This is a genomic window from Nocardia sp. A7 (genome assembly GCF_046549215.1).
Classification (GTDB): domain Bacteria; phylum Actinomycetota; class Actinomycetes; order Mycobacteriales; family Mycobacteriaceae; genus Nocardia.
This window is the reverse complement of sequence record NZ_JAJPWE010000002.1, coordinates 879840-899050: the sequence shown is the minus strand read 5'-3', so window position 1 is coordinate 899050 and position 19211 is coordinate 879840. Positions and strand designations below refer to the sequence as shown.

The window sequence follows — 19211 nt, the reverse complement described above, 5'->3', positions numbered from 1 at the left end:
GGACCTCATGACCGAAACCGCCGAGAACACCGGCGCTCCCGCCGCGGATCCGCTGTCGACCCCGATGACGATCGGTGTCGAGGCCTACATCTCCCCGGAGTACGCCAAGGCCGAGGGCGATCGCCTGTGGGCCAAGGTGTGGCAGCAGGTCTGCCGGGTGGAAGAGATTCCCGGGGTCGGCGACTATCTGACCTACGAGATCGCCGCGGACTCGATCATCGTGGTCCGCACCGCGCCCGACACCCTGCGCGCCCACCACAATGTGTGCGCACACCGGGGCCGCCGGCTGGTGGACACTCCCCCGGGCGCACACGACGGCCGCGGCCGGACCCGCCAGTTCACCTGCAGCTTCCACGGCTGGCGCTACGACCTCGACGGCGCCAACACCTTCGTCGCCGAACGCGACGACTGGCCGTGTGGTCTCACCGAGCGCAATGACGGACTCGCGACGGTACAGATCGACACCTGGGGCGGCTGGGTCTGGATCAACATGGACCCCGAGTGCGAGTCGCTGCGCGACTACCTCGAACCCGCCGCGGGCCTGCTCGAGCATTTCGAGCTGGAGAAGATGCGCTACCGGTGGCGCAAATGGCTGACCTTCGACTGCAATTGGAAGGTCGCCTTCGAGGCGTTCATGGAGACCTACCACGTCCCCTACACCCACCCGGAGTTCTCGAACTTCGGCTCCTTCCTCGGCTGGGCCCGCACGCAGGGCAAGCACAGCAATATCGGCTACGACGCGCCGAAGGGCATGGAGGAGAACCAGGCGAAGCTGCGGGTGGGCGGCGGTGCCGACGCCCGCGTCTCCACCGCCCAGTTGCAGAACTTCACCTGGGAGAACGCCAATACCAACACCACTCGCACGCTGGTGGACGTGGCCAACCGGCTCGTCGACGAACTGCCCGAGGGCACCCCGTCCGATCAGGTGCTGCGCTACTGGCTCGAAACGGCCAGGGCCGAAGACCAGGCGCGCGGCGTCGACTGGCCCAAGGTCGAGCCCGACATCGTCGCCAAGAGCGGCACCGCCTGGCAGATCTTCCCGAACTTCCAGATCGGGCACGCGGTCAACAACATGCTCTGCTACCGATTCCGCCCCTACGGCACCGATCCGGACAAGTGCATCTTCGAAGCCGCCGTCTTCGAGTTGTTCCCGGAAGGGCAGGAGCCGCAGACCGAATGGGAGTACACCCCGGTCGGCGACCCCGGCTGGCGCACCGTGCTGCCGCAGGATTTCGACAACATGGCCGCCGTTCAGCAGGGCATGAAATCACGGGGCTTCTCCGGCCCCAAGCCCAACCCCTATCGCGAGCGCAGCGTGGTGAACCTGCACCACAATCTCGCCCGGTACATGGACACCGGCGCACCTCGTGATCTCACCTGAATCACCCACCTCAGCAAGGAAATCCGCATGAGCGACTGCGCACCCACGCAGACCCCCGACGTCGATGTCGAGGCACTCCGGGCCCGTTATCTCGCCGAACGCGACAAGCGCGTGCGCACCGAGGGCCAGGGCCAGTATCTGGTGACCGATGACGATTTCACAGACTTCTACGAGGGTGACCCGTATACGGCGGTGCTGCCGCGAGATCCCCTCGCCGACGACATCGGCATCGCCATCCTCGGCGGCGGCTGGGCCGGGCTGCTCGCCGCCGCCCGGCTCACCGAAGCCGGGATCACCGACTTCCGGATCATCGAGCTGGCAGGCGATTTCGGTGGCGCGTGGTACTGGAACCGGTATCCCGGCATCCAGTGCGACACCGACAGCTACGCCTATCTGCCGCTGCTCGAGGAAACCGGCTACATGCCGACCGAGAAGTACGCGCGCGGTGACGAGTGTTTCGAACACGCGCAGCGCATCGGCAAGCACTACAACCTCTACGAGCGGTCGATCTTCAGCACGCTGGTGAAATCGCTGCAATGGGACGATCAGCTCGACCGCTGGCGCATCGGCACCAACCGCGGCGACGACCTGCGCGCCCGCTTCGTGATCATGGCGCAGGGCCCGTTCAACAAACCCAAACTTCCCGGTATCCCCGGGATCTCGGAGTTCACCGGCCACACCTTCCACAGCGCGCGCTGGGATTACGAGTACACCGGCGGCACGATGCGGGGCGGGCTCGACAAGCTCGCAGGCAAGAAGGTCGCGGTGATCGGCACCGGTGCCAGCGGTATCCAGGTGATCCCGCATCTGGCTCAGGCCGCCGAGCACCTGTACGTCTTTCAGCGCACGCCGTCCTATGTCTACGAGCGCGGCGATGTTCCGACCGATCCGGGATGGGCCGCCACCGTACAGCCGGGATGGACTCGTGAGCGCAAGCGCAACTTCCATACCGCGGCCTTCGAGGCGTTCGCCCCGGGGCAGGTAGACCTGATCTGCGACGGCTGGACCGAGGTGAGCCGCAACCTGGAGGCGCATATCAGCGCCACCGGAGCGTGGGCGACGCTGACGCCCGAGAAGTTCATGGAACTGCGCGAAGCGCAGGACTACAAGGCGATGGAGCGGGTCCGCAACCGCGTCGACGAGGTCGTGAACGACCCCGCGACCGCGAAAGCGCTCAAGCCCTACTACCGCTTCCTGTGCAAGCGGCCCGTCTTCAACGACGACTACCTGCCGACCTTCAACCGCGACAACGTGACCCTGGTCGACGTGTCGAATTCCAAAGGTGTGGAACGCATCACGGCCAGGGGCATCATCGCCGACGGTGTCGAGCACGAAGTCGACGCCATCATCTTCGCCAGTGGCTTCGAGATCACCACCGACCTCGATCGTCGCCTCGGCATCGCGCCGTTCACCGGCCGCGACGGCCTGTCGCTCTACGAGCACTGGGCCGACGGCTACCGCACCCTGCACGGGCTCACCACCCGCGGTTTCCCGAATGTGTTCTTCACCGGGTTCATCCAGGGCGGCGTGACCGCGAGCACCACCGATATGTTCGATCAGCAGGCCGTTCACATCGCCTACATCCTCGCCGAGGCGAAGGAGACCGGTGCTGTCACGGTCGAGCCCACCGCAGAAGCGGTCGAGCAATGGTGCACCACCATCCGCGAGTCGGCGGTCGACAACACCGCCTTCCAGCGCGAGTGCACGCCCGGCTACTACAACAACGAGGGCGAGAAGAAGATCAAGTCGCACCTCGGTGACCCGTACTGGCCCGGTTTCTACGCACTCGAGGAGTTGTTCCAGGCCTGGCGCGAAGCGGGAGACCACCAGGGCATCGTCCTGGCCAAGTGACGATCGTAGAAGGAGGAGATCCAGTGCCGGAACTCAGATTCGACGATCGAGTTGCCGTGATCACCGGCGCGGGCCGCGGTCTGGGGCGTGAATACGCTCTGCTGCTCGCGTCCCGCGGTGCCAAGGTGATCGTCAACGACCCCGGTAGCAGCGTGCGCGGCGACAGTGTCGAGCTGGACGCCGCCGCCGCAGTGGTCGAGGAGATCGAAGCCGCGGGCGGTATCGCCGTCGCGTGCACAGAGTCGGTGGCGACCCCCGAAGGCGGACAGGCGATCATCCAGTCGGCCCTCGACAACTTCGGCCGCATCGACATCCTCGTGCACAACGCGGGCAACGTCCGTTACGGCTCGCTGCGCGAATTGAGCTACGAGGATTTCGATTCCGTGCTCGACGTGCACCTGCGCGGGGCGTTCCATGTGGTGCGCCCGGCGTTTCCGGTGATGGCCGACGCAGGCTACGGCCGCGTCGTGCTCACCTCGTCGATCGGCGGGCTGTACGGCAACAAGGGCGTCGCGAACTACGCGGTCGCCAAGGCCGCCATGATCGGGCTGTCCAATGTGATCGCCATCGAGGGAGCCGAATCCGGCGTGCGCAGCAACATCATCGTGCCCGCCGCGGTGACCCGCCTGGCCGACGGACTTGACACATCGGCGTACCCGCCGATGGGTCCCGACCTGGTCGCGCCCGCGGTGGGCTGGCTCGCTCACGAATCGTGCTCGGCCACCGGCGAACTGCTGATCGCTGTCGGGGGCCGGGTGGCACGGGCATACGTCGCCGAGACCCCGGGGGTCTATCGGCCCTCGTGGTCCATCGACGAGGTCGGCGAGCAGATCGACGCGATTCGCGATACCGCGGATTCGTGGATCTTCCCCGCGACCACAGGACACGTAGAACACCTCAGGAAGAGTTTCGCGCTAGCCACGGAGGCAAGCCAGCATGTCGGTTAAAGTCTACGAACGCATTCTGCAGCTGTTCGAAGCGGAGGGCATCAACACGATCTTCGGTATCCCCGATCCGAACTTCGTGCACATGTTCCATCTCGCCGAGGAACGCGGCTGGAACGTCATCGCACCCCATCACGAGGAATCCGCCGGCTTCATGGCCGAGGCGGTGTCCCGGATGACCGGTAAAGCCGCGGTGTGCATCGGCACGCTCGGGCCCGGTGTCGCCAATATGGCCGGGGCGATGATGTGCGCCCTGGTGGAGAATTCGCCGGTGATCTTCCTCGGCGGCCAGCGCGCCCGGATCACCGAGCAACGGGTCCGCCGGGGTCGGATCCAATTCGTCAAGCAGGCAGCGCTTTTCGAGAACTCGGTGAAGTACAGCGCGAGCATCGAATACGCCGACCAGACCGACGAGATCATCCGCGAAGGTCTGCGCAAGGCGCTCACCGGAACGCCGGGCCCGGTCTACATCGAGTATCCCTCGCATGTCATCCAGGAAGAACTCGACGTACTACCGCCGCTGCCGCCGTCGCGCTATCGCCTGGTCGGCCAGAGCGCGGGCGCGGACCAGGTCGCCGAGGCGGTCGGGCTGCTGCGCGCGGCGAAGCGGCCGATCCTGCTGGTAGGCCACGGGGTGCACACCTCGCGCGCCGCCGAGTCCGTCCGGGAGTTGGCCGAACTGCTGGCCGTGCCGGTCATCCAGACCTCCGGCGGCACCTCCTACATCAAGGGACTGGAGGACCGCACCTTCCCCTACGGCTTCTCCCCCTCCGCCGTCGAGGCGGTCGTGGGGTCGGACCTGTGCCTGGCGATCGGCACCGAGCTGGGCGAACCCGTGCACTACGGCCGTGGTCGGCACTGGATGGCAGGCGACGCGAGCCGGAAATGGATTCTGATCGAACAGGATCCGACCGCGATCGGGGTCAACCGGCCCATCGATGTGCCGCTGGTCGGTGACCTGCGCGCGATCGTGCCGCAGCTGGTGGCGGCGATGCGCGACACTCCACGCACCGCCGCCCCGGAGCTGGCGCGGTTGATCGAGCAGGACGCCGCGCGGTTGGCCGAGCTCGCCGAAACCGCACCGTCGGGGCGCACACCGGTGCATCCGGCCCGCCTGATCGTCGAAGCCACCAAAGCGTTCCCCGCCGACGGCATCATGGTCCGCGACGGCGGTGCGACCACGATCTTCGGCTGGACCTACTCCCAGGCCAAGCCGCACGACGTGATCTGGAATCAGAATTTCGGCCACCTCGGCACCGGCCTGCCCTACGCGGTGGGCGCCTCGGTCGCGGAAGGCCGCACGCGCCCGGTCATGCTGATCTCCGGTGATTCCTCGTTCCAATTCCACATCGCGGAACTGGAAACCGCCGCGCGGCTGAATCTTCCACTCGTGTCGGTGGTGGCCGTCGACTACGCGTGGGGTCTGGAGGTCGGCGTCTACAAACGCACCTTCGGTCAGGGGTCACTCGAGACCGGCGTGCACTGGAGCACCGAGACCCGACTCGACAAAGTCGCGGAGGGCTTCGGCTGCTACGGCGAATACGTCGACCGTGAAGAGGACATCGCACCGGCGATCAAGCGGGCCTACGCCAGCGGCAAGCCGGGCGTGATCCACGTAGCGGTCGACCCTAAGGCGAACTCCGAGGAGATGCCCTCCTACGACGAGTTCCGCACCTGGTACGCGGAAGGAACCCAATAATCATGCCTGCCATTACCACGTTCTATATCGGCGGCAAGTGGATAGAGCCCGCCGGCACAACGACTTTCGAGGTCGTCGACCCGGCCACCGAACAGGTCTACGGCACCGTCGTCGCCGGTACGGCGGCCGATGTCGACCGGGCCGTGGCCGCCGCGCGCGGCGCGTTCGCGAGCTGGTCGGCGAGTTCGGTCGGCGAACGCCTCGAACTGCTGGCCGCGATCGGCGTCGAGTTCGAACGCCGCCGCGGCGACATCGCGGCGGCGCTGACCGCCGAGATGGGTGCCCCGGCGGCCCTGGCCAACGGGTTCCAGCTGAATCTGGTTGCCGGACATCTCGATACCGCGATCGAGGTGCTGCGCGACTACGCGTTCACCGAGCAGCGCGGGGCCACTCTGATCGCCCGCGAACCTATCGGTGTCGCGGGGCTGATCACCCCGTGGAACTGGCCGCTGAACCTGATCGCGGTGAAAGTGTTCCCCGCGTTGGCAACCGGTTGCACGGTCGTGCTCAAACCGTCGGAGCAGTCGCCGTTCAGCGCACAGATCTTCGCCGAGGTGCTCGACGCCGCCGGGGTTCCCGCGGGCGTGTTCAACCTCATCCACGGCGACGGACCCGGCGTGGGCGCCCCCCTGGCCGCGCACCCGGATGTCGACGTCATTTCCTTCACCGGGTCCACCAGGGCAGGAATCGAGGTGGCCCGCAATGCCGCGCCCAGCGTCAAACGGGTCACCCAGGAACTCGGCGGCAAGAGCCCCAATATCGTGCTCGACGACGAGCAGTTCGCGGCGAATGTCGCGGCGGGCATCGGCCCGCTGATGATGAACTCCGGCCAGACCTGCAGCGCGCTGACCCGGATGCTCGTACCGCGCGCCCGCATGGACGAGGCGATCGCGGCGGCGAAGTCGGCCGCCGAGCAGCTCACCGTCGGCGATCCGAACACCGAGGTCGCACTCGGCCCGGTGGTGTCGAAGGCGCAGTTCGAGAAGGTTCAGGGGCTCATCCAGCGCGGCATCGACGAGGGCGCGACCCTGGTGGTGGGTGGCACCGGCCGCCCGGACGGGCTGGCCAAGGGCTTCTACGTCAAGCCGACCGTGTTCGCGAATGTCACCAACGACATGACGATCGCGCGCGAGGAGATCTTCGGCCCGGTGTTGACGATCCTGGCCTACGACAGCATCGATCACGCGGTGGAGATCGCCAACGACACCGAGTACGGGCTGGCGGGCAATGTCGCGGGCGCCGACCTCGACCAGGCACGGGCGGTGGCGCACCGCATCCGGGCCGGGTACGTCTCGATCAACGACGGGTTCGACTTCCACAGCCCGTTCGGCGGCTTCCGCAAGAGTGGCAACGGCCGCGAGTGGGGTGCGTTCGGATTCGACGACTACCTCGAGATCAAGGGCATCCTCGGGTACGCGCCCGCGGAGTGAGCGAACGCGAAAAGCGCCGGAATCGTTGAGATCCGGCGCTTTTCGCGTGCTGTCAGGACAGGCCGAGGTCCCTGGCGACGATCATCTTCATCACCTCGCTGGTCCCGGCGTAGATCCGGGCCACCCGCGCATCCGTGAAGAGCCGGGCGATCGGGTATTCCATCATGTAGCCGTAACCACCGAACAGTTGCAGACAGCGGTCGACGGTGCGGGCCTGAACCTCGGTGCAGAACAGTTTCACCCGGGCGGCATCGGCGCCGGAGAGCACGCCGTCCACCAGGTCCGCCACGGCACGATCGATCATGGTCTGCGCCGCCTCGACTTCGGTGGACAGCGCGGCCAGCTCGAACTTGGTGTTCTGGAACGAGGCGACCGTTGTACCGAAAGCCTTACGCTCCCTGGTGTATTCGACGGTCGCGGCGATCGCGGCGCGGGCCTGGGCCACCGAGCCGACCGCGACGGTAAGCCGTTCCTGGGGCAGGTTGTGCCCGAGATAGCCGAACGCCGCGCCCTCCTCGCCCAACCTGTTGGCCACCGGCACCCGGACGTCGGTGAACGACAGTTCCATCGTGTCCTGCACCTTGCAGCCCATCTTCTCCAGCTCCCGGCCGCGCTCGAAGCCCGCCATCCCGTCCTCGACGACCAGCAACGTGAGGCCGGCCCTGCGGTTGTCCGGATCTGTGGCGGTGCGCGCCACCACGATCACCAGATCGGCGAGCAGGCCGCCGGTGATGAAAGTCTTCGCGCCGTTGAGGATGTAGTGGTCACCGTCGCGCACGGCGCTGGTACGCATTCCGGCGAGGTCGGAGCCGGTCCCCGGCTCGGTCATCGCCACGGCGGTGAGCAGCGACCCGGCCGCCATCCCACCGAACCAGCGCTCGCGTTGCGCGGGATCGGCGTACTCGAGGAAGTAGGGCAGGATGACGTCGAGTTGGGTGCGGACCGTCCCCATGGTCACCAGGGCGCGGGCGGCCTCCTCCTGCAACACCACGTTGTAGCGGTAATCGCGCAGGCCCGCGCCGCCGAACTCCTCGGGCAGCGCGATGCCGAGCATCCCGAGTTCGCCCATCTCGGTGAAGATCTCGCGGGGCATCCGGCCCGCGCGTTCCCAGTCCGCGTAGTTGGGTGCGATGCGTTTCTCGACGAAACCTCGCACCAGTTCCCGGAATGCCTCGTGATCGGGTGTGAACAGTTCTCGACGCACGTGCTTCCTTCCTCAGACGAGCTCGACGACGGTGGCGTTGGCGGTGCCGCCGCCTTCGCACATGGTTTGCAGGCCGTAGCGAATCCCGTTGTCACGCATGTGATGCAGCATGCGGGTGAGCAGGACCGCGCCCGAACCACCGAGCGGATGTCCGAGCGCGATCGCCCCGCCAAGCGGGTTGAGCAGCGCCGGGTCGGCGCCGGTCTCGGCCAGCCAGGCCAGCGGCACCGACGCGAAGGCCTCGTTCACCTCGAACACCCCGATCTCGGACAGCGCGAGCCCGGCTTTGCGCAACACCTTCTCGGTGGCCGGGATCGGGCCGGTCAGCATGAGGACCGGGTCAGATCCGGCGACCGCCCCGGCGCGGTAGCGCGCCAACGGGGTCAGGCCCATTTCCCGAGCCTTCTCCGGGGTGGTGAGCAGGAGCGCGGCGGCGCCGTCGGAGATCTGGGAGGAGTTGCCCGCGTGGATGACGCCGTCGTCGCGGAAGGCCGGCTTCAGCTTCGCCAGCTTCTCCGTGCTGCTCCCCCGCCGCACACCCTCGTCGGTGTCGACCACACCGTCGGGGGTGGTCACCGGCACGATCTGTTCGGTGAACGCGCCCGCGTCCTTGGCGGCGGCGGCCAGCTCGTGCGACCGCACCGCGAACTCGTCCAGCCGGGTCCGGTCCAGGCTCCACTTCTCGGCGATGAGTTCGGCCGAGAGTCCCTGGTTGAAGGAGAACCCGTCGTAGCGGGCCAGTGCGCGCGAACCATATGGTGCGCCACCGGATTTGGCGGCGCCGAGCGGCACCCTGCTCATCACCTCGACCCCACCCGCGACCATGACATCGGCCATGCCCGACAGCACCGCCTGGGCGGCGAAGTCGACGGCCTGCTGGCTGGACCCGCAGGCCCGGTTCACGGTCGTGCCGGGCACGCTCTCCGGCCAGCCCGCGGCCAGCACCGCGTATCGGCCGATATTGCTGGATTGGTCGCCCACCTGGGACACGCAGCCCCACACCACATCGTCGACGACGACCGGGTCGATACCGGTGCGGTCGGCCAGGGCGTACAGGACCAGTGCGGACAGGTCCGCCGGGTGTACACCGGCCAGACCGCCGTTGCGTTTGCCGACCGCGGTACGGACCGCGGCGGCGATGACTACCTCGCGCATGGCTATCTCCCGTTCTCGGAACTCGTGGGACGGATCGGTGGACGATGGACCGTCCACCGCCCGGTGAACTGTGGCTCGCGCCGTTCGGCGAACGCGGCGAACGCTTCCGGCGCGTCGGCGGTGGCGAAATTCAGGCCCTGCGCGCGGGCCTCGGCGGCGAGGGCCTGTCGCAAGGTGGAGTCGGCGCCCTCGTGCAGCAGCGCCTTGGTCTGCGCCAGCGCCACCGGAGGGCCCGCGGCCAGCCGGGCGGCGAGCTCGCCGGTGAACGAGTCGATCTCGTCGGCGGCGCGCACCCAGGTGACCAGGCCCAACTCGTGTGCTTCGACGGCGGTGATCGTCTCAGCGAGCAGGGTCAGCCGTTTGGCCTGCTGAAGACCGACGAGCCGAGGCAACAGCCAGGAACCGCCCAGATCGAGGGTGAGACCTCGGGCCGTGAACACTTGCGCGAAGGTCGATTCCGGAGTCGCCACCACCAGATCGCACCCCAGTGCCAGATTCCACCCCGCCCCGATCGCCGGCCCGGTCACCTTGGCAACCGTCGGCAGTGGCAGCTCGTGCAGCAGCGTCGCCACCTCGCTGAGCGAGCGCATGCGATAGATCGGGTGGGCGTTGTCGGGCACCGAGATATCGGCCCCCGAACAGAACGCACTTCCCGCCCCGGCGAGCACCAGTGCGCGCACGCTGCGATCGGTTGCGACCACGCGCAGCGCATCGGCCATGGCGGCGAAGAGTTCCGCGTTGATGGCATTGCGCCGATGCGGACGATTCAAGGTCAGTGTGCGCACACCGTCGTGGTCTGCGATCAGCAGCACCGGGTCCGCGGCGTCGTCACCGATCATGACCCGGCTCCTGAACAGGCCCGGCCGATCGTGCGATGCCCGTCGTGGAGGTGACTTCGGTGCCGGTCATGTCCCGACCTCGGTGCGGACCTGCCCGCCGATCACGGCGGTGTCGCGCAGCTCGCCTATTTCCGTTGCGGTGCAGCCTATTTCGCTGAGAATCTGGTCGGTGTCGGCACCCAGGGCGGGGACCGGTCCCATGGGTGGCTCATAGCCGGCGACCACCGCGGGCGGCAGGAGTGACGGGATAGGGCCGGCGGGGGTGTCGATCTCGCGCCAGCGGCCTCGCTGCTCCAGCTGGGGGTGGGCCAGGACCTCGCTGGGCCGGTTGTAGCGAGCGTTTCCGATGCCGGCGCTGTCGGCGATCCGCTGGATTTCCACCAGATCGTGGCGCGCGCACCACGCGGTGATCGCCGTGTCGAGTTCGGCGCGGTGTGCGGTGCGGCCGGAGTTGGTGCGAAACCTCGTGTCGGCGGCGAGGTCCGGTCGTTGCACAACGGTCGTCGCCAGGCGCTGCCATTCGCGGTCGTTGGTGGTGCCCAGCACGACGGTGTGGCCGTCGGCGGTCGGGTAGGCGCCATAGGGGGCGACCGCGGGCGAGCTCATGCCGAGCGGTATCTGGTCCACCCCGGCATGGCGGGCGTAGGTCAGGTGGTAGCCCATCATCTCGGCCATGGTGTCGAACAGGCTGATACCCATGTCCGCGCCGGTCCGCGCCTCGGCGTCGCGTGGGCGCGGCTCCGCTGACGCACCGGCGTCACGGCGGTACAGACCCATCATGATCGCGAGCGCGGCATAGAGCCCGGTGGTCACATCCGCTACCGGCGGACCGGGTTTGGCGGGTTGCCCGGCTGTGCCCGTCACGGCGCAGACCCCGGCCTCGGCTTGGACGAGCAGGTCGTAGGCACGTTTGTGCGACAGTGGCCCGTCCCGACCGAAGCCGTCGATCTCCATCGCGATGAGCGAGGGGTAGCGCTGCGCCAGCGCCGCCGGGGACAAACCGAGGCGGGTGGTGGCTCCGGGTGCGAGATTGCTCACCAGCACATCGGCCCGGCTCAGCAGCCGGTGCAGGATATCAAGTCCCGCAGTGGTTTTCAGATCCAGGGCGATCGATTCCTTACCGCGGTTCACCCAGACGAAGTGGGCGGCCTGCCCGAGCACCACATCGTCGTAGTGCCGGGCGAAATCGCCGCCGACCGGGTGCTCGACCTTGATCACCCGCGCACCGAAATCGGCCAGCGCGCGCGTGCACATCGGCGCCGAGACCGCCTGCTCCAGCGCGATCACGGTGATCCCGGCCAGTGGCGCCGACCCGGGTGGGTCGAGGGGTGCCATCAGATCACCGTGCCGCCGTCCACCGGCAGCACCTGCCCGGTGACGAAGGAGGCGGCATCGGAGGCAAGGAAGACGAACGCGCCCGCCACCTCGTCTGGTTCGGCCCAGCGGCGCAACAGGATTCGGTCCAGCATCTGCGGCGCGAAGCGATCGTCGGTGCGGATGGCGTGGGTCATGGTGGTCGCGGCCAGCGGGGCCACCGCGTTCACCAGAATCTGCTTGCGGGCCAGTTCCTTGGCCATCGACTTGGTGATGCCGATGACCGCCGCCTTGGCGGCCGAGTAGTTCACCTGGCCGAGTGTCCCGACGATGCCCGCGGCGGAGGTGACATTGATGATCCGCCCGGTGCCGTCGGTCGGCAGATACGCCAGCGCCGCCTGGACACACTGGATGGCCCCGAGCGCGTGGATATCGAACAGTTGCCGCACCGACTCGGCGGTGGTCTTGGTCAGCATCGCCGGCGCGGTCACCCCGGCGTTGTTGACCAGGATGTGCAGTGTGCCGCCCGCGAGTGACGCCGCCCGCTCGGCGGCCTCGGCCGCCGCGTCGGCATCGGTCACATCGAAGGCGAAACTCGCCGCGGTGCCGCCGTTTCCGGTGATCTTCTCCGCGACGGCGGCCGCAGCCACCCCGTCCAGGTCGGTCACCAGCACCGCGGCACCGGCCGTGGCGAGCGCCTGGGCGACAGCGGCGCCGATACCGCCCGCCGCCCCGGTCACCAGCGCGGAACGCCCGGTGAGGTCGAACAGTGTCTGCGATGGCATCAATAACTCCTCGGTAGGCCAAGGGCGTGGGTGCCCAGAAAGCTCAAGATCATTTCCTGACTGACCGGCGCGATCCGCATCACCCGCGACTCCCGGAAGTACCGGGCGACGTGGTATTCCTCCGCGTACCCCATCCCTCCGTGGGTCTGCAGGGCACGGTCGGCCGCGGTGAAACCGGCGTCGGCGCACAGATATTTGGCCGTGTTCGCCTCGCGCCCACAGGATTTGCCGTTGTCGTAGCGCCAGGTGGCCTTGCGTAGCACCAGTTCCGCCGCATCGAGCCGGGCGAGCGAGTCCGCCAGGGGGAACTGGATGCCCTGGTTGCTGCCGATCGGCCGGTCGAACACGACCCGCTCCTTGGCGTAGCGCACCGCCCGGTCCAGGGCCACCCGGCCCAGGCCGAGCGCTTCGGCCGCGATCAGCATGCGTTCGGGGTTGAGGCCGTCGAGCAGGTAGCGGAAGCCCTGTCCTTCCTCGCCGACCCTGTCCTCGACCGGCACCCGCAGATCATCGATGAACAGCTCGTTCGAGCTCACCGCGTTGCGGCCCATCTTCGCGATCGGGCGGATGTCGATGTGGTCGCGATCGAGGTCGGTCAGGAACAGGGTCATCCCGTCGGTCTTCTTCTCGACCTCCTCGTACGGCGTGGTCCGCGTCAGCAGCAGGATCTTCTCCGACTCGAGCGCCTTGGAGATCCAGACCTTGCGTCCGTTCACCACGTAGTGGTCACCGTCGCGGCGAGCCGAGGTGGTGATGCGCGAAGTATCAAGTCCCGCACCGGGTTCGGTGACGCCGAAGCACACGTGCAGCTCACCGGCGGCCACCCGGGGCAGGGTGCGCCGCTTGAGTTCGTCGGAACCGTGCACCACCACCGGCTGCATCCCGAAGATGGACATGTGGATCGAGCTCGCGGCATTCATCCCGCCGCCGGAGCGCGACACCTCCTCGGCGAGCAGGGTGGCCTCGGTGATACCGAGGCCGTGCCCGCCGTACTCCTCGGGAATGGTGATGCCGAGCCAGCCGCCGCTGGCGATCGCCCGGTAGAACTCGGTGGGGAATTCGTGGTCCCGGTCGTGCTCGAGCCAGTACTGGTCGTCGAATTTCCGGCACAGCTGCGCGACGGTGGAGCGAATGAGCTCCTGATCCTCGGACAGGTCGAAATGCATGCCTTCGGGCATTGTCTCGATCTCCTCAGTCGGCTGATCCGGATGGGACCGGTTCCCGCACTGTCCGTTCGGCGAAACCGTCCAGCTCGTAGGACTGCCTGGCCAGCCAGAACCGCAGGAAGTTGGTCAGCGAATAGCGCAGGAACACCGCGGACCCGGTGACCGCGGCGGCCACCCCGCCCAGAGCGAGGACGATGGCGTCACGCTGTGCCAGTGGATCGGTGCTGCCGTGCGACATCAGGTAGGCCAGTGCGGCGAGCACCGGCCCGGCCACCATGAGCACGACACCGGTGCGCAGCCACATCCCGGAGCGGCCGGCCGAGGGGTCGGGGATCTTCAGTTCTCGCAGTTCACGGGTGAAACGGTCCGCACGGGATTCGGTCATGATGGGTCACTTCCTAGATAGAGGGCAGCCAATTCGTCGCGGAGTTCGCTGTCGGGAGGTCCTTGCCGCATCACCCGCCCGCGCACCAGCACGGCGGCGTGATCGGCGATGTCGAGCACGGCCGCGGCGAATTGCTCGACGACGAGCACCGCGACGCCCTGGCGGGCGATCTCGGCGACCTGCGCGTAGAGCCGCTCGACCACGAGGGGGGCCAGCCCCATCGACAGTTCGTCGAGCAGCAGCACCGCCGGATCGGTGGCCAGTCCTCTGGCCAGCGCGAGCATCTGCTGCTCGCCGCCGGACATGGTGCCCGCGACCTGGCCCGCGCGGGTGTGCAGGATCGGGAACCGGTCGAAGGCGAGCTCTTCGATCTCGGCGCGGGTTCGGCCGGTGCAGGTCATCATCCAGAGGTTCTCGCGCACGGTGAGATTCGGGAACACGCCGCGGCCTTCGGGGATCAGGCAGACACCGGCGGCCGCCAGATCACGGGCGGCGGCCCCGGTGACATCGCGCCCGGCCAGTTCCAGCGCACCCGCCGTCGGCGGATGGGTGCCCGCCACCACGTTCAGTGCCGTGGTCTTGCCCGCGCCGTTGGGCCCGAGCAGCGCGACGACCTGACCGGCCGAGACGGCGAGGTCGACGCCGTGCAACACGGTGATGGCACCATAGGCTGCCCGGACGCCACGCAGCGCCAACAGCGTTGCCGCGCCCGAGGTTTCGATCGAGGCCGCGGCGGCCGGATGCACGGTGGTCACAGGTCCCCCAGATAGGCAGCGAGGACGGCCTCGTCCGAGCGGACGGCCGCGGGCGGGCCGGACGCGATCACCCGACCGAGATCGAGCACATAGACCTCGTCACAGATGTTCATCACCAGCCCCATGTCGTGTTCCACCAGCAGCACCGCGGTGCCCTCCTCGGCGAGCGCGCGCAGCAGTGCCCCGAAGCGCTCGGTTTCGGTGTGGTCCTGCCCCGCCGCGGGTTCGTCGAGCAGGAGCACGCTCGGCCGGGCCGCGATCGCCCGGCCGACTTCGACCAGACGTCCGGTGCCGGTGGGCAATTCGTCGGCGCAGGCATCGGCCACCGACGCCAGGCCGAACCGGTCGATGATGTCGTCGACGATCCGCCCGGCCTTGCGCCGGTCCGGGCCGAGTTCGGCGGCGACGAGCAGGTTGTCGCGCACGCTGAGCCGACCGAACAGTTCGAGCCGCTGGAACGTGCGCGCCAGCCCGTGCCTGGCCCGGCGGGCCGGCCCGAGCCGGGTGACATCGCGACCGCCGAGGGCCACCCGCCCGTGCACCGGGGTGCGCAGGCCGCAGATCACGTCGAACAGCGTGCTCTTGCCCGCGCCGTTGGGCCCGATCAAGCCGGTGATCGTCCCGGCCTCGGCGCGCAGGGTGGCCGCGTCCAGTGCGCGGTGTCCGCCGAATACGACGGTCACCTCGTCAACTCGCAGTAGTGACGCCACGGTCGAGCACCTCCTCGTCGTCGGCGGTCCACGGCCGCCGGATGCCCCACCACTCGACCGGCACCACCGACGGATCGGCCGCGGGCCGGTGGCGGGCCGAACTCCAGATCCGCGCCGCCACGGTCGCGACGACGACACCGGCGGTGAAGCCCCAGCCGTCGATCGCCTCGAGCAGCCGCAGTCCCCACAGCGCGAGCACGGCGACCACCAGCAGCGGGGCGACCACCCGGTCGCGCAGCATGGGCAACCACTCCCGGCGCAGCGGGGCGATCGCACCGTCCTTCAGTACGCCACCGCCGAAGAGGATGCCGCCCAACGAGGGCAGCACCTGCGACAGGTTCAGCAGGCCGGGCCACAGCACCGGGATCACATTGAGCGGACCGGCGAACACCAGGCCGGTGAACATGCCTGCCCCGATCGCTCCGAGCCCGGCGATCGTGACGATCAGGAAGATCGGCAGCCCCGCCACCAGGTTGAACTGGTCCGGCGCCACGGCCTGCACCTGCATGCCGTAGAGCGCACCACCGAGGCCTGCGATGGCCGCCGACAGCGCGAACACCGCCACCCGCGCCAGCACCAGGCTGCCGCCGAGAGTGGCGTAGGCGGCTTCGCTGTCGCGCAGCGCGATCAGTCGCCTGCCGAATCGGCTGCGCCGCAACAGCGCGACGCCGACCCCTGCCACCGCGAGGCAGACCGCGGCGAAGACGGTGATCCCGGCGGTGCTCTCCACCTTCAGCCCGAACAGGTCCGGTCCGACTATCGACACCGAGCCCTGATCGAACAGCGCGATCCGCACACCGAGGATCTCGAAGGCGGGCAGCGTGAAGATCCAGCGGTCCAGGACCACCGCGAACGCCGCGGTGGCCAATGCCATGTACACACCCGACAGTCGCAGTGCCGGAATCGCGATCACCGCACCGACGAGCCCGGCGATCCCCATGGCGGCGAGCAGAGCCCACCACTGACCGTCCGGTCCCAGATGCCCGTAGGCCACCGCGCCGATGCCCGCCAACCCGAGCTGGCACAGGGAGATCTGCCCCGCGAACCCGAGCAGCGGCACATATGACAGCGCGATGACGCCCCAGGCGAACATGGCGCCGTAGGTGATCAGATCCGGCTCGCTCAGCATCGTGGCCAACATCAATCCCAGCGTCACGATCACGGCCGCGAAGGCCGCCGAGCCACCGAGGGTGGGCAACGGCACCGCGCCGACCTTTCGATCGCGCCCGCGCAATCGGCCGTGCGGAAACAGCAGCAGCGCGACGAACAGCAGCAGTGCGGGCGCCGCGAGCCGCAGCCCCGGCAGGTACTCGTTCTGCGGCAGGTACCCGGTCAGATAGCTCTCCAGCAGCCCGACCACGACCGCACCGACGAACACCATCGGCAGATTGCGCAACCTGCCGAAAATGGCGGCGGTGTAGGCACTCACGATCAGCAGCGACAGTTGCGCCGCGTCGAGAGTGACCATCGGCGCGATCAGGATGCCGCCGATCGCGGCCAGTTCGATGCCGAGCATCCAGGCGATCCGATTGGCCCGCTGCGGGTCCGCTCCGGTCAGCCCGACCAGGGCGCGGTCGTCGACGGTTGCCCGCATCTCCACGCCGGTTCTGGTGCGGTACAACAGGATTCGCAGGGCGATCGCCACCGCTATCGCCACCGCGATGGTGAGCGCCTGATGCCAGGTCAGCGTCACCACGCCCAGGTCGATCGAGGGCTGGTCCGGGAAGAACCGCGGCAGGGACCGCGAGTCGTTCGGATTCCAGACCCAGCGGGCCACCACGATCAGCCCGCTGAGCAACGCGATGGTCATCACCAGTTTCTCGGCGTCACCCAAACCCTGTGTCGGAGCGAGGGTTCGGCCGAAGAACAGCCCGAAGGCCGGGGCGAAGACCAGCAGCACCGCCGCCAGCGCGAGCGGGACCGGCCAGCCCCAGCCCACCGACAGCTGCCAGTAGACGAAGGCCGAGACCATGCCCGCCGCACCGTGGGCGAAGTTGAACACACCTGTCGTGGTGTAGGTGAGCACCAGACCACTGCCGATCACGGCATAGATCGCGGCAGTGCTCAGGCCGACGATTCCGAAAGCGAGGAATTGCTCCATCGGTGGGCGTACTCCGTCACTTCAGATCGTTGAGGCTCTTGCCGACATCGGCCAGAGTCATCGGCGCACCGAAGTCGCCGCGATACCGGTACGGGGTGAAGCCACACCGGAACAGCCCCTCGGTGTTCGGCGTGAACTGCGCGGGCTCCCAGCCGCCGGGCCTGGCCTGCTGCACGTTGAAGCAGCGCGGCTGGTCGGCCATCGACTTGGACAGATCCACCGGCGCCTGCAGTCCCCCCGCGGTCCACGAGGTCTCCTTACTGGCGGCTTGATAGACACAGGCACGGGTCAGTTCGTCACCGCAACTGGTAGCGGCCTTCGCGAACAACAGCCACGACTGGAACGCCCGCAACACCTGGAACGTGATGCCGCTACCGGGTGAGTACTGCTCGAAGAGATCCTTCACCTGCTTCACCGCGGGCACCTGACCAGCGGCGGCCAGCGGTGCGGTGCCGCTCAGGTCGAGCACATTGTTCTGGAACCCCAGCGAGCCCTTGGCCGCATCGAGGAAGACGTTGTTGTAGGAGTTGGAGTTGGAGTCGATCCAGTCCAGCTTGTAGTCCATGCTGGTGAGCACGTCCTGCAGTTTCGCCAGGTAGCGGAAGTCACCGTAGAAGATGAGGCCCTTCACCCCGGCCGCCTTGATGGCCTGGGCGTAGGGGGTCCAGTCCGCTACCCCCGAGATCGGGTACAGGTCGTTGTAGGCGAACTTCGCCCCTGCGGCGGTGAGCGATTCGTTGAGCTTGTCCCCCATCACCTTGGTGATCGGGGAATCGCCGCTGATCATGCCGATCGCACTCTTGGATCCCGGATAAGCCTCGTTGATGAGCCAGTCCTGGAATCCGGTGTAGGGATTGACGTTCTCCGACACCGCCGAGCCCGAGCCCCGCTGCAGATCCGAACCGGTGTTGGCGGTTTGGGAGACCTGGGCGGGGAACTCGGGCAACAGGCACTGCAGCCGGTCCTTGACCCCGAGACCGTCCAGGGCAGCGCTACCGCCGACCAGGACGAAGTCCTCACGGCAGGCCTCGAGCATGCGCTGGCGGACCTCCATCAGTTTGGTATCGCGCAAGTTGGTGACGATCTTGCGGCCGTTGATGCCGCCCGCCGCGTTACACCAGGACGTGAAAACCTTTGCCGCGTCGACGAAGTCGGGGTTCTTCGTGAAACCGATATCGGAGAAGACCCCGACCTCGATCTCGGTCGCCGTGACGCCCTGCGACTGGGCGCCCCCGGGTGTACCCGGCTTGCAGACATCGGTCAACGTCCCGAAGTCGCCGGCGACGGCCGGTGCGCCGGCGCCGGTTCCGTCCTCGCGTGCCCCGCTGTCTCTGCCACAGCCCGCCACCAGAAGCGCGAGGGCCATCAGAGCGACAACTGTTCGCTGTGGTTTCACGGTTTTCCTCCTCTATGAGCGGCGGCACGCCGATCGACTCCTGCCGTCCACCCGATGCAACGGAAACTATCTTCTCAGGATCGGATAATCAATATG

At 67.9% G+C, this 19211-nt stretch carries 16 protein-coding genes; 5 read left to right on the top strand and 11 right to left on the bottom strand.

Annotation, left to right across the window (positions count from 1 at the left end):
• Nucleotides 1-7 precede the first annotated feature (7 nt).
• The 5 genes from ACLJPD_RS15570 to ACLJPD_RS15550 are packed head-to-tail and all read left to right on the top strand — an operon-like array spanning nucleotide 8 to nucleotide 7305.
• Entirely contained in the window at nucleotides 8-1381 is a 1374-nt protein-coding gene (locus ACLJPD_RS15570) for an aromatic ring-hydroxylating oxygenase subunit alpha (protein WP_410872829.1), read from the top strand.
• A 27-nt stretch (nucleotides 1382-1408) separates the two neighbouring features.
• Nucleotides 1409-3232, top strand: coding sequence for a flavin-containing monooxygenase (locus ACLJPD_RS15565; RefSeq protein ID WP_410872828.1), 1824 nt, complete (start codon nucleotides 1409-1411; stop codon nucleotides 3230-3232).
• A gap of 23 nt (nucleotides 3233-3255) precedes the next feature.
• Entirely contained in the window at nucleotides 3256-4179 is a 924-nt protein-coding gene (locus tag ACLJPD_RS15560) for an SDR family NAD(P)-dependent oxidoreductase (RefSeq protein WP_410872827.1), read from the top strand.
• Entirely contained in the window at nucleotides 4169-5875 is a 1707-nt protein-coding gene (locus ACLJPD_RS15555) for a thiamine pyrophosphate-binding protein (RefSeq protein WP_410872826.1), read from the top strand. The genes ACLJPD_RS15560 and ACLJPD_RS15555 overlap by 11 nt, the downstream gene beginning before the upstream one ends.
• A 2-nt stretch (nucleotides 5876-5877) precedes the next feature.
• Nucleotides 5878-7305, top strand: coding sequence for an aldehyde dehydrogenase family protein (locus tag ACLJPD_RS15550; protein WP_410872825.1), 1428 nt, complete (start codon nucleotides 5878-5880; stop codon nucleotides 7303-7305).
• A 52-nt stretch (nucleotides 7306-7357) separates the two neighbouring features.
• Here the strand turns inward: ACLJPD_RS15550 and ACLJPD_RS15545 are convergent, their stop codons facing one another.
• The 11 genes from ACLJPD_RS15545 to ACLJPD_RS15495 form a co-directional block, all read right to left on the bottom strand.
• The gene (locus ACLJPD_RS15545) at nucleotides 7358-8509 is read right to left on the bottom strand and encodes an acyl-CoA dehydrogenase family protein (protein ID WP_410872824.1); all 1152 of its coding nucleotides are present in this window, start codon (nucleotides 8507-8509) and stop codon (nucleotides 7358-7360) included.
• 12 nt (nucleotides 8510-8521) lie between these two features.
• A complete protein-coding gene (locus tag ACLJPD_RS15540; RefSeq protein WP_410872823.1) occupies nucleotides 8522-9664 on the bottom strand; it encodes a thiolase family protein in 1143 nt (380 codons plus the stop codon).
• Nucleotides 9665-9666: 2 nt separating this feature from the next.
• Nucleotides 9667-10503, bottom strand: a complete 837-nt coding sequence (locus ACLJPD_RS15535; protein WP_410872822.1) for an enoyl-CoA hydratase/isomerase family protein — start codon at nucleotides 10501-10503, stop codon at nucleotides 9667-9669.
• A 66-nt stretch (nucleotides 10504-10569) separates the two neighbouring features.
• Nucleotides 10570-11838, bottom strand: a complete 1269-nt coding sequence (locus tag ACLJPD_RS15530; RefSeq protein ID WP_410872821.1) for a CaiB/BaiF CoA transferase family protein — start codon at nucleotides 11836-11838, stop codon at nucleotides 10570-10572.
• Nucleotides 11838-12602, bottom strand: a complete 765-nt coding sequence (locus ACLJPD_RS15525; RefSeq protein ID WP_410872820.1) for an SDR family NAD(P)-dependent oxidoreductase — start codon at nucleotides 12600-12602, stop codon at nucleotides 11838-11840. The genes ACLJPD_RS15530 and ACLJPD_RS15525 overlap by 1 nt, the downstream gene beginning before the upstream one ends.
• Nucleotides 12602-13768, bottom strand: a complete 1167-nt coding sequence (locus ACLJPD_RS15520) for an acyl-CoA dehydrogenase family protein (protein ID WP_410873423.1) — start codon at nucleotides 13766-13768, stop codon at nucleotides 12602-12604. Before ACLJPD_RS15520 ends, ACLJPD_RS15525 begins: the two co-directional genes overlap by 1 nt.
• A gap of 25 nt (nucleotides 13769-13793) precedes the next feature.
• Nucleotides 13794-14153 carry a hypothetical protein gene (locus ACLJPD_RS15515; RefSeq protein ID WP_410872819.1) on the bottom strand — a complete coding sequence of 120 codons (360 nt, stop codon included), beginning with the start codon at nucleotides 14151-14153 and terminating at the stop codon, nucleotides 13794-13796.
• A complete protein-coding gene (locus ACLJPD_RS15510) occupies nucleotides 14150-14899 on the bottom strand; it encodes an ABC transporter ATP-binding protein (protein WP_410873422.1) in 750 nt (249 codons plus the stop codon). The genes ACLJPD_RS15515 and ACLJPD_RS15510 overlap by 4 nt, the downstream gene beginning before the upstream one ends.
• A gap of 5 nt (nucleotides 14900-14904) precedes the next feature.
• Nucleotides 14905-15618 carry an ABC transporter ATP-binding protein gene (locus ACLJPD_RS15505; protein WP_410872818.1) on the bottom strand — a complete coding sequence of 238 codons (714 nt, stop codon included), beginning with the start codon at nucleotides 15616-15618 and terminating at the stop codon, nucleotides 14905-14907.
• Complete coding sequence (locus ACLJPD_RS15500) at nucleotides 15596-17719, bottom strand: ABC transporter permease subunit (RefSeq protein ID WP_410872817.1); 2124 nt, start codon at nucleotides 17717-17719, stop codon at nucleotides 15596-15598. Before ACLJPD_RS15500 ends, ACLJPD_RS15505 begins: the two co-directional genes overlap by 23 nt.
• Nucleotides 17720-17735: 16 nt before the next feature.
• On the bottom strand, nucleotides 17736-19115 hold the full coding sequence (locus tag ACLJPD_RS15495; RefSeq protein WP_410872816.1) for an ABC transporter substrate-binding protein: 1380 nt from the start codon (nucleotides 19113-19115) through the stop codon (nucleotides 17736-17738).
• Between the last annotated feature and the right edge of the window lie 96 nt (nucleotides 19116-19211).